General features: G+C 59.7%; 13 protein-coding genes. 10 read left to right on the top strand and 3 right to left on the bottom strand.

Annotated features, from left to right (window positions below; all coding sequences use genetic code 11):
* The 3 genes from IBX59_RS04525 (at window position 1) to IBX59_RS04515 (ending at window position 3,477) form a co-directional block, all read left to right on the top strand.
* Window positions 1-573, top strand: coding sequence for an HD domain-containing protein (locus IBX59_RS04525; protein ID WP_296372855.1), 573 nt, complete (start codon window positions 1-3; stop codon window positions 571-573).
* Between the two features lie 163 nt (window positions 574-736).
* The gene (locus tag IBX59_RS04520) at window positions 737-2,800 is read left to right on the top strand and encodes a DEAD/DEAH box helicase (RefSeq protein WP_296372900.1); all 2,064 of its coding nucleotides are present in this window, start codon (window positions 737-739) and stop codon (window positions 2,798-2,800) included.
* Between the two features lie 347 nt (window positions 2,801-3,147).
* Window positions 3,148-3,477: a TfoX/Sxy family protein gene (locus tag IBX59_RS04515; protein WP_296372854.1), complete on the top strand. Its 330-nt coding sequence runs from the start codon at window positions 3,148-3,150 to the stop codon at window positions 3,475-3,477.
* Window positions 3,478-3,551: 74 nt separating this feature from the next.
* Here the strand turns inward: IBX59_RS04515 and ndk are convergent, their stop codons facing one another.
* On the bottom strand, window positions 3,552-3,974 hold the full coding sequence (gene ndk / locus IBX59_RS04510; RefSeq protein WP_296372852.1) for a nucleoside-diphosphate kinase: 423 nt from the start codon (window positions 3,972-3,974) through the stop codon (window positions 3,552-3,554).
* 122 nt (window positions 3,975-4,096) lie between these two features.
* Here ndk and IBX59_RS04505 point away from each other — a divergent pair, with 122 nt between their 5' ends.
* From IBX59_RS04505 to IBX59_RS04490, 4 genes are all read left to right on the top strand, one after another.
* Window positions 4,097-5,407, top strand: coding sequence for an MFS transporter (locus IBX59_RS04505; RefSeq protein WP_296372850.1), 1,311 nt, complete (start codon window positions 4,097-4,099; stop codon window positions 5,405-5,407).
* A 41-nt stretch (window positions 5,408-5,448) separates the two neighbouring features.
* Window positions 5,449-7,302 carry an ABC-F family ATP-binding cassette domain-containing protein gene (locus IBX59_RS04500; protein ID WP_296372848.1) on the top strand — a complete coding sequence of 618 codons (1,854 nt, stop codon included), beginning with the start codon at window positions 5,449-5,451 and terminating at the stop codon, window positions 7,300-7,302.
* A gap of 80 nt (window positions 7,303-7,382) precedes the next feature.
* On the top strand, window positions 7,383-8,012 hold the full coding sequence (locus tag IBX59_RS04495; RefSeq protein WP_296372845.1) for a MarC family protein: 630 nt from the start codon (window positions 7,383-7,385) through the stop codon (window positions 8,010-8,012).
* A gap of 17 nt (window positions 8,013-8,029) precedes the next feature.
* Window positions 8,030-8,608: a TIGR02281 family clan AA aspartic protease gene (locus IBX59_RS04490; protein WP_296372843.1), complete on the top strand. Its 579-nt coding sequence runs from the start codon at window positions 8,030-8,032 to the stop codon at window positions 8,606-8,608.
* 122 nt (window positions 8,609-8,730) lie between these two features.
* Here the strand turns inward: IBX59_RS04490 and IBX59_RS04485 are convergent, their stop codons facing one another.
* Both IBX59_RS04485 and IBX59_RS04480 read right to left on the bottom strand, forming a co-directional pair.
* Window positions 8,731-9,186, bottom strand: a complete 456-nt coding sequence (locus IBX59_RS04485; RefSeq protein ID WP_296372842.1) for a DNA polymerase III subunit chi — start codon at window positions 9,184-9,186, stop codon at window positions 8,731-8,733.
* Between the two features lies 1 nt (window position 9,187).
* Entirely contained in the window at window positions 9,188-10,654 is a 1,467-nt protein-coding gene (locus IBX59_RS04480) for a leucyl aminopeptidase (RefSeq protein ID WP_296372840.1), read from the bottom strand.
* A 141-nt stretch (window positions 10,655-10,795) separates the two neighbouring features.
* Here IBX59_RS04480 and lptF point away from each other — a divergent pair, with 141 nt between their 5' ends.
* Genes lptF through IBX59_RS04465 form a run of 3 tightly spaced genes read left to right on the top strand, consistent with a single transcriptional unit; the run spans window position 10,796 to window position 15,113 of the window.
* Entirely contained in the window at window positions 10,796-11,926 is a 1,131-nt protein-coding gene (lptF, locus tag IBX59_RS04475) for an LPS export ABC transporter permease LptF (protein ID WP_296372838.1), read from the top strand.
* Complete coding sequence (gene lptG, locus IBX59_RS04470) at window positions 11,923-13,017, top strand: LPS export ABC transporter permease LptG (RefSeq protein WP_296372836.1); 1,095 nt, start codon at window positions 11,923-11,925, stop codon at window positions 13,015-13,017. Before lptF ends, lptG begins: the two co-directional genes overlap by 4 nt.
* On the top strand, window positions 13,017-15,113 hold the full coding sequence (locus IBX59_RS04465) for an LPS assembly protein LptD (protein ID WP_296372834.1): 2,097 nt from the start codon (window positions 13,017-13,019) through the stop codon (window positions 15,111-15,113). The genes lptG and IBX59_RS04465 overlap by 1 nt, the downstream gene beginning before the upstream one ends.
* Window positions 15,114-15,130 lie beyond the last annotated feature (17 nt).

Raw genomic sequence — 15,130 nt, 5'->3', positions numbered from 1 at the left:
ATGACACGGATCACGGCACAGCTGGCTTTTCTGACAGAAGCGGACAAACTGAAATCAACCCTGCGCGCAACCACGCTATGTGATGCATCCCGGCGCGAAAATTCGGGCGAACACAGCTGGCATATCGCGCTTTATGCCATGGTGCTGGCCGAACACGCTGTCAAACCGGTCAATATCGCCCGGGTGATCCAGATGCTATTGATTCACGATCTGGTCGAAATCGACGCTGGCGACTGCCCCATTCACGGCGATCATGACCCCGCCGAAATGGCCAGGATCGAACAGGCCGCCGCCAACCGCATCTTTCACCTCTTGCCACCTGATCAGGCTCTGGCCTTCCGCGCCCTGTGGGATGAATTCGAAGCCGCCGAAACCGATGATGCCATTTTTGCCAAATCCATCGACCGGGTGCAGCCGGTCATTGCAAACCTGGAAACAGACGGTGGCACCTGGCCGGCCTTCAACGTTACGGCCGCCCAGTTGCAAGCGCGCGTCGGGGTCAAGGTGGAACGCGGCGCACCTGCAATCTGGAACGCCCTGCGCCACCGGATAGATGCCTGGTTTGCGGCCTGACACCCCGCGCCTTTGCTTCTTGCGCGCATGAATATCCCGGGGTCCGGGGCAGAGCCCCGAAATATCCCGCCCTATGAAACAACGCGCTTTGCCCCTATACAAACACCTGCGACACGCGTAGTGCGCAGGACTTATTCGCCCGGAAAGCCCAAACATGACCACGATGATCCCGACCCTTGCCGCTGCTCTTGCCAAACAGGGCTATACCGAGATGACACCGGTGCAAACCGCTGTCACCGACCCCGCGCTGGAAGGCAAGGATTTGCTGGTCTCTGCGCAAACGGGCTCGGGCAAAACCGTGGGCTTTGGCCTCGCCATCGGCCCGACGATCCTGACCGAAGACGGCACCTTTGGCCCGGCCGGTCGCCCGCTGGCGCTGGTGATCGCACCAACGCGCGAATTGGCCCTTCAGGTCAAACGCGAATTGCAATGGCTTTATGCCAGCGCAGGCGTGACAATGGCATCCTGTGTTGGCGGCATGGATATGCGCGACGAACGGCGCGCGCTGGATCGCGGTGCGCATATGGTCGTTGCGACGCCCGGGCGGCTCAAGGATCATATCATGCGCGGCAGCCTTGATATGTCCGATATCCGCGCCATCGTGCTGGATGAAGCCGACGAAATGCTTGATCTGGGTTTTCGCGAAGACCTTGAATACATCCTCAGCGAAGCCCCCGACAACCGCCGCACATTGATGTTTTCGGCCACCGTGCCACCGATGATCGCAAAGCTGGCAAAATCCTATCAGCGTGACGCGGTGCGCGTGGCCACCACCGCCAAGGAAAGCCAGCACGCCGATATCGAATACCGCGCGCTGTCTGTGGCCAACCACGACATCGACGCCGCGATCATCAACGTGCTGCGCTATTATGATGCGCCCAACGCCATCGTGTTCTGCAACACCCGCGCCTCGGTCACGCGGTTGACCACGCGACTGGCCAACCGTGGGTTTGCCACTGTGGCGCTCTCGGGGGAACTGTCGCAAACCGAACGGTCGCACGCGTTGCAAGCCATGCGCGACGGGCGCGCGCGCGTCTGTGTTGCCACCGATGTGGCCGCGCGCGGCATTGACCTGCCCAATCTGGAACTGGTTATTCACGCCGAATTGCCCACCAATGCCGAAACCCTGCTGCACCGCTCTGGTCGGACAGGGCGCGCAGGCCGCAAGGGGATTTCGGCGATGATCGTGCCCGCCAAGATGAAACGGCGCGCGCAGAACCTGCTTACATGGGGCAAATTACAGGCCACATGGGCCCTGCCCCCAACGGCAGAAGAGGTCACAGCGCGTGACGAAGAGCGCCTGCTGACCGATCCGGTCTGGTCGATGGATTTCACCGAAAACGAACAGGCCTTTGCAGCCCGCCTGCTGGCCACCCATGCACCGGAAAAAATCGCCGCTGCCTATCTGCGGCTTTATGCGGGCAAGCAATCCGCACCCGAAGACCTGAGCGATTACAAAGATGGCCCCGCCGCGCCCACCAAGGAACGCGCCCCGCGTGAACACCAGTCTTTTGGTCCGTCGCGCTGGTTCAGCGTCGATGTGGGCCGGGACGGCAAAGCCGAGGCGCGCTGGCTGTTGCCGATGATTTGCAAGGCGGGCGGGATCACCAAGAACGAAATCGGTGCGATCCGTATCCAGCCCAATGAAACCTTTATTGAAATTTCCGAACCCGCCGTCGCTGACTTTCTCAAATCCATCGGCAGCGACATGAAGCTGGAAAATCAGGCGACATTATCCGCGCTTGATGGCCCGCCACAACTGGGCGAACGCGGCCCGCGCAAGACCAAGCGTGATTATGACGACAGCGCGCCTGCCAAACCAAAACGCCATGCGCCGCGCGATCAGTCCCCGCCGCCCCCATCCGCCCAAGACGATCTGGCCCCGATCAAACCGATCCCCGGTGCCGCGGATGACAGGCCTGCGCCGCGCAAACCGCGCCAGAATCCTGCGCAGAAAAAGGAACGCCGCGATCACGGCGACGCCTTGGTCGAAAAACGCCCCGGCAAGCCCCCTTACAAAGGCAAGCCGGCGGCGGGAAAACCCGGCAGACCAGGCAAACCTGCCTATAAATCCGATTCAAAACCGCGCGACGCGGCCAGCAGCGGCAAGCCACAGGCAAGCGCCAAAGACACGTCAAAACGCTTTGTCCCCCCCGGCGGCAAAGCCAAGCCGCGTAAGGCACCCAGCAAGGGCGGGCAGACGACACCACGGCGCGGGAAAACATAAACCCAACCCAAAGTCGCATTTTTGCCACAGCAATCGCGCTTGCCGCGCAAACATGCGTGCTGTAATCGCTTACATCTGCTATCATCAAAAAATAACTCGATCAGGATACGACACGATGGCCACTTCAAAGCCGACCACGGACACGCCGAAACCTGCCCCGGCGCCAACCGCACCAGCGGCCCAGCAGGTAGTGGGCAAACCAGAAAAAACCGTGTTTACCGATTTCGCCAGCATCTGACCGGCTGGCGGACCCTGGAACCAGCAAGGGCAAGCTTTGCATGATTGTCCTCCCCAATGATGCAGCTTACCTTGCTGGTTTTTCTTTGTCCGCTTGCTAGACTGCGCATATGGCCGCGTTGACCACCATCCGCAATATTGGCCCTGCGTTTGAAAAGGCGTTACAGGCCGCAGGCGTCATGACCGCTGAAGAACTGCACGCGTTGGGCGCAGATGCGGCCTATATTCGCTTGCTGGAACAGGGCGCAAAGCCGCATTTCATCAGTTATTATGTGCTGCATATGGCGTTGCAAGGGCGCCCGTGGAACGACTGCAAAGGCCATGAAAAAACCGTATTGCGCCGGCAATTCGATGCGATCAAAACGCGCATCTGTGATCCCCACCAGTCAGAACTGGAACGTATGCTGAACCGGATCGGCGTGCGCCCCGCACCTAAATGAACACCGCCCGCGCCAATGGCAGCGGGCGGTGCGATGCATGTCAGATCACCCCATAGGCCGGGGTCAGCCCCGACTTATCCGACCAGTTCAAGCCCGGAAAAGAAGAATGCAATTTCTTCTGCCGCGGTTTCGGGCGCATCCGATCCATGGACCGAATTTTCGCCGATCGACAGCGCGAATTCCTTGCGGATCGTGCCGGGGGCGGCGTCGGCAGGGTTGGTGGCCCCCATCACTTCGCGATTTTTCATGATCGCGTCTTCGCCTTCAAGCACTTGGACGACGATGGGTTCGGACACCATGAATTCACACAACTCGCCAAAGAAGGGGCGGTCCTTGTGGACGCCATAAAATTGCTGCGCTTGCGCCAAGGTGAGTTGAATCCGCTTGGATGCAACAACGCGCAACCCTGCCTCTTCGAATTTTGCGGTGATGGCACCCGTCAGGTTCCGCTTGGTCGCGTCGGGTTTGATGATTGAAAAAGTCCGCTGGATCGCCATGATAAGCCTCTTGTCTGTCTGCGGGAACGCCCCGGTTTCATGATGGCAGCGCCCTATCATGCAGCCCCGTCCATGAAAAGCCGCGAATTGCGCAGGCCTGCGACGCGCAGTATCGTATAACGATGTGGAAGCTTTTGTTTCATCCCATCTTTGGCAGGCTGTTTGCCGCCCAGATCGTTGCGCTGACTGGCACGGGCCTGTTGACGGTCGGACTGGGTCTCTTGGCGTATGATCTGGCCGGCGGCGCGGCGGGGGCCGTGTTGGGAACCGCGTATGCCATCAAGATGCTGGCCTATGTTGGCCTGTCACCCGTGGTCAGTGCGCTTGTCGCAAACCTGCCGCGCAGGGCGGTGCTGATCGCGGCCGACATGACCCGCGCGGCTGTCGCCTTGTCACTGTCCTTCATCACGGATGTGGCGCACATTTATCTGGCGATTTTTGTGCTGCAAACCGCTTCAGCGACGTTTACCCCGACGTTTCAGGCCATCATTCCCGATGTGTTGCACGACGAAGATGATTACGCCAACGCCCTTTCACTGTCGCGGATGGCGTATGATCTGGAAAATCTGGTCAGCCCCATGCTGGCGGGGCTGCTGCTGCTGTTCTTCAGCTATCACTGGCTGTTTGGCGGCACCGTGTTGGGGTTTGTAGGCTCTGCTATGTTGATCAGCGCGACCGCCCTGCCGCCACGCAGCCTGCAAAAAGCACGTCCCTTTCACGAACGGATGACGCGTGGCATCGTGATTTATCTGGCAACACCGCGGTTGCGCGGGCTTTTGGCACTGAATTTGACTGCCGCCGCCGCTGGCGCCTTTGTGATCGTCAACACCGTTGTCATCGTGCGCACCAGCTTTGGCGGTACAGATGGCGATGTGGCGCGCGCACTTGCAGCCTTTGGCGGCGGGTCAATGCTGGCGGCATTGGTGCTGCCGCGCCTCCTGAAACGGCTGGGGGATCGGCCAGTCATGATCAGCGGGGCGGTTCTGTTAACGCTGCTGATGTTCGGCCAGGCGTTCACCAGCCCGCAATGGGGCGCATTTTTGGCCCTTTGGGCACTGATGGGCATCGGCTATGCCACCACGCTGACACCGCAAGGGCGGGTGTTGCGCCGGTCGGCCCATAGCGCCGACCGACCTGCGGTTTTCACCGCACAATTTGCCCTGTCACATGCCTGCTGGTTGCTGACCTATCCGCTGGCGGGACAGATGATGACGGCCTTTGGTAAGGGCACGACGCTGGGGGCTTTGGGCCTGGTGGGCGGGCTTGGTATTGGGGTGGCGCTCTGGCTGTGGCCACAGGGCGACCCGGTCGTCGTCGCACATACCCATAACGATCTGCCCCCTGACCACCCGCATCTGCAAGGCGGTTCACCGCAACACGCCCATCCGCTGATCATCGACGATGACCACCACCGGTGGCCAACACATGGCTAAGCCCGATTGACGCCACCCCCGACATCAGGCAAAGCCCCCACATGCTTAAGATTTCAGAACTCACATATTCCGTCGAAGGCCGCACATTGGTCGAAAACGCAACCGTGACGATTCCGACCGGTCACAAGGTCGGGCTTGTGGGGCGCAACGGGTCGGGCAAGACCACGCTGTTTCGCATCATCCGGGGCGAAATGGTACTGGATACCGGCAGCGTCAGCATCCCGCGTGGTTGGAAAATTGGCGGTGTCAGCCAGGAAGTGCCGGGCAACGAGGTGTCGCTGATCGATACGGTCCTGCGCGCCGATACCGAACGCGAGGCCCTGCTGGCCGAGGCGGAAACCGCCACCGATCCCTCCCGCATCGCCGAGGTGCAGACACGGCTGGCCGATATCGACGCATGGTCAGCCGAGGCACGCGCCGCCACGATCCTGAAAGGTCTGGGGTTTACCCACGAAGAACAGCAAATGCCCTGTTCGGCCTTTTCAGGCGGTTGGCGTATGCGCGTGGCGCTGGCCGCGGTGCTGTTTTCCGAACCCGATCTGCTGTTGCTGGACGAACCGACCAACTATCTCGACCTTGAAGGCGCGCTCTGGCTCGAGGCGTATCTGGTCAAATATCCCCACACCGTTCTGATCGTCAGCCACGACCGCGAACTGCTGAACCGGTCCGTCGGCGGCATCCTGCATCTGGAAGACAAAGGGCTGATCTATTACACCGGCACCTATGATATGTTCGCCAAGCAGCGCGCCGAAAAACGCGCGCTGATGGCGTCAGCCGCCAAGAAACAAGATGCAAAGCGCGCGCATATCCAGTCATTCGTGGATCGTTTCCGCGCCAAGGCGAACAAGGCCAAACAGGCGCAGTCCCGCATCAAGATGTTGGAAAAGATGGAAGACATCCGCGCGCCCGAAGACGCCGCGCGCACCGTGTTCACCTTTCCCGAACCAGAGGAACTGTCCCCCCCAATCATCGCCACCGAAGGCGCCGCAGTGGGATATGGCAACCAGATCATTCTGCATGACCTGAACCTGCGCATTGATCAGGACGACCGCATCGCCCTGTTGGGCCGCAACGGCGAAGGCAAATCAACCCTGTCAAAAATGCTGTCAGACCGGCTACCACTGGCGCACGGCAAGATGATAACGGCCAACAAACTGCGCATCGGCTTTTTCGCCCAGCATCAGGTCGATGAACTGCGCATTGAAGAAACCCCGCTGCAACACCTGCTGCGCGAACGCCCCGAAGAAGGCCAGGCGCGGCTGCGCGCACGGCTTGCCGGTTTTGGACTTGGCGCCGATCAGGCCGAAACCGAGGTCGGGCACCTGTCTGGCGGGCAAAAGGCGCGGTTGTCACTGCTGCTGGCCACACTGCCCGCACCGCATCTGCTGATTCTCGACGAACCGACCAACCACCTGGATATCGAAAGCCGCGAAGCGCTGGTCGAGGCACTGACCGCCTATTCGGGCGCGGTGATCCTTGTCAGCCACGACATGCACCTTTTGTCGATGGTCGCCGACCGGCTGTGGCTGGTCAAGGACGGGCACGTCACCCCCTATGAAGACGACCTGCAATCCTATCGCAAGATGCTATTGAACCCCGAAAAGCCGGGCGAAAAGGATAAACCCAAACCCGCCAATGCCCCCAAGCCAAGCCGCGAGGCCCTGCAATCGCTACGCGCCGATGTGCGCAAGAACGAGGAACGCGTCAAGAAAATCAACGACATGCGCGACAAGCTTGCCAAAAAACTGGCCGACCCCGCCCTTTATGAGGACGCGAAAGCAGGCGAACTTGCCACATGGAACAAGAAATATGCCGAAGTGATGGACGGACTGGACCGTGCCGAAACAATGTGGATGGCCTCGCTCGAAAAACTCGAAAAGGCTGAAAAAGCCTGATCTTCATCTTGGCCAGAAAACTCCCGCCGGAGGCATCAAATTTCTAGAAATTTGATTGCCCCCCTGTCACACAGGATACCATGACCGAACTGCCCGCCCTGATCGCTGCTTTTACCACGATGTTCATCATCATGGACCCGCCGGGGCTGGCGCCCGTGTTCATCGCGCTGACCCAAGGGATGACTGCGGCACAGCGCCGCATCATCGCAATCCGGGCCTGCGTGGTGTCTGCCGGGCTGATGCTGTTGTTTCTGTTTCTGGGCGAGGCAGTGCTGGGCTTTATCGGCATTTCAATGGATGCCTTCCGCATCGCAGGTGGGGTTTTGTTGTTCCTGACAGCGCTGGACATGCTGTTTCAGAAACGACAGGCCCGGCGCGAAGAAAATGCCGCCGAAGGGCAGGCAGAACACCATGACGACCCGTCCGTCTTTCCGCTGGCCCTGCCGCTGATCGTCGGACCGGGCGCGATTACAACGATCATCCTGCTGGCTGGCCAATCTACAGAAGCGGCAGATTTCGCTGCCATTGCGGGCGTTTTGTTGGCCATCCTGCTGATCACCTTTTTATCCTTTCTGGCCGCCCCCGCGATCGAACGGGCGCTGGGCAAGACCGGTCTGAACATTGTGACCCGCGTTTTGGGCATGTTGCTGGCAGCTTTGGCGGTGCAATTCATTCTTGATGGCCTGCGGGGTTTTGGCATCGGCGGATAAGCCCTATATACATCTTCATGACCAGTCATCAGATCATGCAGCTTGTCTATCTGGGCCTTTTGGGCGCGGCGATTGCCGGAGCTTTTTTCGTGTCAAATCGCAATAGTCTGGGCAAGAATTTGCAACAGGGCGCCATTTGGGTGCTGATTTTTATCGGCGTTATCGGCGTGTACGGTTTGTGGAACGATATCGCCCGCAATGTCACCAGTCGTCAGGCCATCATCACCAACGACCAGATCGCGGTACCGCGCAGTGCGGACGGGCACTATTATCTGACGCTTGACGTAAACGACACACCAGTGCGCTTTGTCGTCGATACCGGCGCAACGCAGGTCGTGCTGGCGCGCGAGGATGCCCTGCGTATCGGGATCAACGCCAATGATCTGGCGTTTTACGGTTCGGCAATCACCGCCAATGGCATCGTGCGCACGGCACCGGTCTTGCTGGAAAAGGTTGCATTGGGGCCAATCATCGACAGGCAGTTGCCTGCGGTCGTCAATGGCGGGGAAATGGACGCATCCCTGCTTGGGATGACCTATCTCAGCCGCTTTGACCGGATCGAGATTGCAAATGGCGAATTGGTGTTGTCGCGATGATCCGGGCCGCCTGTCTTTTGTTGATCCTGGCCGCTTGCGCCGCACCGCCCGCCTTGCCCGAAGGGTTTGACCCCAGCTTTGCGTATTTTCAAAGCATCAGGTAAGGCGCGGATCACTGCGCCCTAGCCTTTTTCTGCCTTTTTCAACCAACGGCCATTTTCCTGCGCCCAATACTGCGCCACGCAGCCTGCATCGGTCAGGCTTTTCCACTGGCCGCGCGCCCGCGCAAGGGCCGCATCATCATGGCCATCGAACAGAATACAGGTGCGTTCCAGCGCGTTCACTTCGTCAACATTCACATCGGCGCCACCGACGCTCATCACGCAGGCAAATCCGGTCGCATCCACATTGCCCAGCAGCACAGGCTGATCGGCGTCATTTGGGCCACCAGCCAGGGCATGCGGCAAAAACCCATCCTCTGGCCCCAGCCACAACACGTCATCCAGCCGTTTCAGCAGGTCTGTATCCGTTGCGCGCACCAGCACGCGCCAACCAGCCGCGCGCGCCTTGGTGATCAGCATCGGCAACGTCGCCTCAAGGGGGCTGTCGGTCAGGTGGTAGAAAAACGCCAGCCCCATGTCAGTCTTCGTATCTATCAGCGATCAGCCGGTTCAGGGCCATCACACCCCAACCCGTGGCCCCCGCAGGCGCAAGCGCTGTTTCCTTTTTCACGCTGGCGACACCAGCAATGTCCAGATGGCACCACGGCACATCGGGTTTGACAAAACGCTGCAAAAAATGCGCCGCCGAGATTGACCCGGCATAGCGGCCGCCCACGTTTTTCATATCGGCAATACGAGATTTCAGCAGATCGTCATAGGCTGGCCCCATGGGCATCCGCCATGCGCCTTCGCCCTCGGCTCCGGCCGCCTTGATAAAGGCGGCAGACAGGTCGTCGGAATTGGAAAAAACCCCTGCATTTTCATGCCCCAGCGCCACCAAGATGGCCCCGGTCAAGGTTGCAAGATTGATCATGGCTTTCGGCTTGAACCGATCCTGCGCATACCACAGCACATCGGCCAACACCATGCGGCCTTCAGCATCGGTGTTGATCACCTCGATCGTATCGCCTTTCATCGACCGGACCACATCACCTGGGCGGGTGGCGGACCCCGAAACCATATTTTCCACGATCCCCACGATTCCGACGACATTGGCGCGGGCCTTGCGCAGTGCCAGTGTGCGCATCACACCGGCCACCACACCGGCGCCGCCCATGTCCATGGTCATGTCTTCCATGCCGGCTGCGGGTTTCATGCTGATCCCGCCGGTGTCGAACACAACACCCTTACCCACAAGCGCAAACGGCGCGTCATCGCCGCCCCCGTTCCAGTGCATAACGACCACCTTGGAAGGGCTAAGTGAACCCTGCCCGACAGCTAAAAGGGTGCGCATCCCCAATTTTATCAGGTCGTCTTCTTCAAGGATCTCTACATCCAGCCCCAGTTCCTGCATGGCGGCCAGACGGGCGGCAAAATCATGGGTGGTCAGGATATTGGCGGGTTCATTGGTCAGATCGCGGGTAAAGAACACGCCTTCGGCAATCGCGGCCATGGGGGCTGCGCGTTTTGCCACGACTTCGGGCTTGGCCACCATGAAGGTGACACCGCCCACCGGTTTCTTTTCCCCGGTTTTGTGGGTGTCAAAATCATACCCGCGCAGGGCCAGCCCCAGGGCAATTTCATCGACATGCGCAATGCTGCCCGCCACCACCAAAAGGTCTGCCCCGTTTTGAACCTTGGCCAGTTGCGCCCCGGCCTTGCGCGCCTCTTGCTGGGACGGACGCCGCCCCAGTTTCACAACCAGGATCGCGGCCGCTTCTATTCCGGCTGGCCATGTCAACGCGAAAAGATCCCCGATTGCCATTTTTTCAAAGGCTTCCGTGGCAACAAACCGGGCCAGGCTCTTGCGCGTCAGCGTGTTCAGCTTGCGCGCGCCAGCTTCAAGTTTTCCGTCGGCACCGATAAATACCGCCACCTTGCCTGGCGCATGGGCCAGCGCGTCAAGATCGACATCTTTGAACTGGATTTCGGCGGGGGTTGTCATGGCGGCTCCTTTGCGCGAACAGGGTGTTGCGCAATTGGTAGCCCGCCACCGCGGCAAAGGCCAGATAGCTGTTCAAACCGCCGCCTGGATGGGCTAGTTTGCCGCAACAGGCAGGACAGGCAGCGCAAAGGACACCGGGCATTGGGCCGATTTGACAGATATCTGCTGTCGCAGCTGATGGCGCTGTTCGGCTTTTTCAGTCTGGTGCTGGTGATGGTGTATTGGATCAACCGGGCGGTTGTGTTGTTTGACCAACTGATCGCCGACGGCCAGTCAGCCGGCGTTTTTCTGGAATTCACGGCCCTGTCGCTGCCTGCGGTGATAAGGCTGGCGTTGCCGCTGGCGGCCTTTGCAGCGGCGGTTTACGTGACCAACCGGATGACGACGGAATCAGAAATGGTCGTGGTGCAGGCGACCGGCTTTTCTCCGTTCCGTCTGGCGCGGCCCGTCTTGTATTTTGGTTTGATCGTGGCGGTTTTGATGTCTGTGCTGATGCATATCCTGATCCCGCTCAGCACCGCGCGGCTGGCGGAACGGCAGTCTGATATTGCCCAGAACATCACCGCGCGCCTGTTGACACCGGGGCAATTCATCGAACCCGTGGCAGGCGTCACCTTCTACATCCGCGACATCACACCAACCGGCGAACTGATTGATATCTTTGTCTCTGATGCACGCCGTAGCGACGAACAACTAACCTATACCGCAGCACAGGCGTATTTGTTGCGTCAGGGCGGGCAGACCCAGATCGTGATGCGTGAAGGCATGGTGCAGACGCTGCGTCGCGACAGTCAACAGTTGTTCATAACATCATTTGCTGATCTGGCCTATGATATCACAAGCCTGATTTCACACAGCCGCCGCGCCGGGCGCAGCGCGGGGGCGCTTTCGACATGGGAATTGCTGCACCCCACACCGACATTAGAGGCCGAGACCGGCCAAAGCGCCGCGCGGCTTTTGTCAAGCGGTCACGACCGGTTCAGCCAGGCATTTCTGGGGACGGTCGCGGCACTTTTGGGGTTTGCAACGCTGATGGTCGGCGGGTTCAGCCGGTTCGGGATCTGGCGGCAGATCATCGCGGCGATTTGCCTTATCGTTGTTGTCAAGGCGGTGGAAACCGGCGGTCTGAACATGGCGCGCGCGCATGAAAACCTGTGGTTTGCCACGTATTTTCCCGTTTTGACGGGGCTTGTCATTGTCTGGGGGCTGCTTTTCGCCGCGACACGGCCCTATCTGTTCAAACGGCGCATCAAGGCAGGTGCCCTGTCATGATCCTGCACCGTTACTTTGCGCGCCGTTTCATGATGACATTTGCCGGTATTTTTGGCGTGTTTTTCATCATTATGACCTTTCTTGATCTGGTCGAACAATTGCGCCGCTATGCCAGCACCGAGGCCAGCTTTTCCGATATCGTCGTGCTGACAATGCTGAATGTGCCCAAAGGCATTTACGGTATTTTGCCGCTGATCATGATTTTGACCGCGATTGGTCTGTTTCTGAGCCTTGCAAGGTCGTCCGAACTGGTCGTGACACGCGCCGCAGGGCGTTCCGCATTGCGCGCTTTGCTGGCACCGCTTAGCGTTGCGCTTGTTATCGGGGTGGCAGCGGTTGCCGCGTTCAACCCGATCGTGGCCAGCACATCCAAACAGTTCGAGATGCGCGTCAACGCCATTCGCGGCGAAACCTCCGTGCTGTCGATCAGCGCATCGGGGTTATGGCTGCGGCAGGGCACAAGCGAAGGCCAGACTGTCATTCGCGCGCAAAACGCCAATCTGGACGGCACAGCGCTGCGCAACGTCAGCTTTATGACCTTTTCACCCGACGGCCGCCCCAGCCAGCGCATCGAGGCCGCGTCGGCACAGTTGATCACCGGGTCATGGACTCTTTCGAACGCCAAGATCTGGGATCTGCAAACAGCCCCCTTGCCAGAGGCATCCGCGACACGGCGCGATCAGCTTTCTGTGCCGTCCAGCCTGACACCGGACCAGATCCGCGATAGCTTTGGCACGCCATCGTCCATCCCGATCTGGGAATTGCCCGCCTTTATCGACCGGTTGCACACTGCCGGGTTTTCCGCGCAACGGCATCTTGTCTGGTTTCACACGGAACTGGCACTGCCCGTGTTTCTGGTGTCGATGGTCATGATCGGGGCCAGCTTTACCCTGCGCCATCAACGGGGCGGGCGCACCGGGCTGATGGTCATGTTTGCCATTCTTTTGGCATTCGTGATTTATTTCATCCGCAATTTTGCGCTTGTCTTGGGTGAAAACGGACAATTGCCAGCCGTGCTGGCGGCTTGGGCACCGCCCTTGGCCGCTGTCGGGCTGTCACTGGGCTTTCTTTTACATCACGAGGATGGCTAATGCGGCTGATCGTGTTTCTCTTGCTGCTGGTGCCGGGATTTGCCGCGGCGCAATCCGCAGCCACATTGGTCGCCGATCACGTCACGATTGGCGGGCAGGATCAGCTGATTGCCAGCGGTAACATCGAAGTTTTCTACGACGGCACAACCCTGCGCGCCAGCCGGATCGTCTATGATGCGCCAACCGACCGGCTGACAATCGACGGGCCAATCGTGATTCGTGACCCCGATGGAACAGTCTTGACCGCCAGTCAGGCAACGCTGGACCCGCGATTGCAAAGTGGCATTCTTTTGGGCGCGCGGCTGGTTCTGAACCAACAGTTGCAGATCGCGGCCAACCAGATCAACCAGACTGAAAGCAGGTATGCCCAGCTTTACAAGACCGCAGCTACGTCGTGCCGGGTTTGCGGCACCCGTGCGCCCTTGTGGGAAATCCGGGCCGAACGCGTGGTGCGCGATGCCGACGCACAGCAGCTTTATTTTGAAAATGCAACGTTCCGGGTGCGTGGGGTGCCGGTCATCTGGCTGCCCCGGATGCGCCTGCCTGAGCCGGGGCTGGACCGGTCCAACGGATTTCTGATCCCGCGTCAACGCAACACCAGCCAATTGGGTTCGGGGATCAAGATCCCTTATTTCCTGACATTGGGAAATGACCGCGACGTGACCGTGACGCCTTACGTATCGTCGCAAACGCGCACGCTGGAATTGACCTATCGTCAGGCCTTTGCACGCGGTGATCTGCGCATCGAAGGTGCCGTCAGCGATGACACATTGCAAGACGGCCTGCGGTCTTATGTTTTTGTCCAGTCCGCTTTTCGGCTGCCCGATGACTATCAGTTCGGGCTTCACATCGAAGCCGTGAGTGACCCAGCGTATTTGCTGGATTACGCCTATTCAGACAAAGACCGCCTGAACAGCGGCGTTTCCGTGTTGCGCGTGACAGACAGCACACTGCGCGCGGCAAACCTGACCTATTACCAGACCCTGCGCGATGACGAATCAAACGCATCGCTGCCGCCGCTTGTGGCAGACGCGGCCTATGAAACGCGGTTGCGGCCAGACTTTGGCGGCACGCTGACCCTGCGCGCCAGTATGGATGCCGCCCACCGTTACAGCACCGTTGACGGGCCAGCGGGGCGCGATGTGACACGCGCCGGACTGGAAAGCACCTGGCGACAGGACTGGGTGCTGGACAGCGGCATCATCGGCAGCACGGCATTTGGCGCGCGCGGCGATCTTTATCATGTTGACGACGACAGCAGCTTCCCGGCAAACGACCTGCGATTTGTGCCTTCGGCGGAACTGCACTTGCGCTACCCACTGGCGCGAATCGGGGCCAATGGTGCCGCGCACATGATCGAACCCACACTCAGCCTGGGGTGGGCCGACAGCTTTGGCAGCATCCCCCCGAACGAAGACAGCACCCGCAGCGAACTGGACCGGGCCAATCTGTTGGACACGCAACGCTTTACCGGGGATGATGCCGTTGAAACCGGCGCACAGGCCGCCGTTGGCCTGACATGGACACGGATCGGACCGCAAGGCACGACATCGACGCTGACATTCGGACGGATCTTTCGCAATCGCACGATGGCTGATTTTTCCCCGTCTTCGGGGCTGGATGGGGCCACATCCGACTGGCTGATCGGGGGGCAAGTCGTGACAGGTGACGGGTTTCTCTTTGACACGCGCACCCTGTTGGATGGCGACCTGCAACTGACGCGTGCCGATAACCGGATCGCATGGCGCAATGATGCGATTGATCTGGCGGCCGCTTACATCTGGCAGGCCAGAGACCTGACCGAAGACCGCCCCGAAACCGTATCGGAATGGACACTGGATGCGGGCATCAGGATCACGCCTGCATGGGCCATGACGATGGCTGCCCGTTATGACATTGCCGCAGACAGACCAGTGCGCGCGGGGGTTGGTTTTGAATGGCGCAATGAATGCGTCACAATCGAAGTTTCCGCCTCGCGCCGATACACGTCTTCCTCTACAGTTGACCCGACAACGACCTTTGGGCTAGCTGGGTCGCTGACTGGCTTTTCTGCGGGCCGGTCACAGGGCGGACCCGCCGCTGCCTGCAAAAATTGAAGTCCAAGACGAGGAAC

The organism is Yoonia sp. (genome assembly GCF_014859355.1).
Classification (GTDB): Bacteria; Pseudomonadota; Alphaproteobacteria; order Rhodobacterales; family Rhodobacteraceae; genus Yoonia.
Note: the sequence above shows the minus strand (reverse complement) of the source record. Positions and strands in the feature narration are given on the sequence as shown.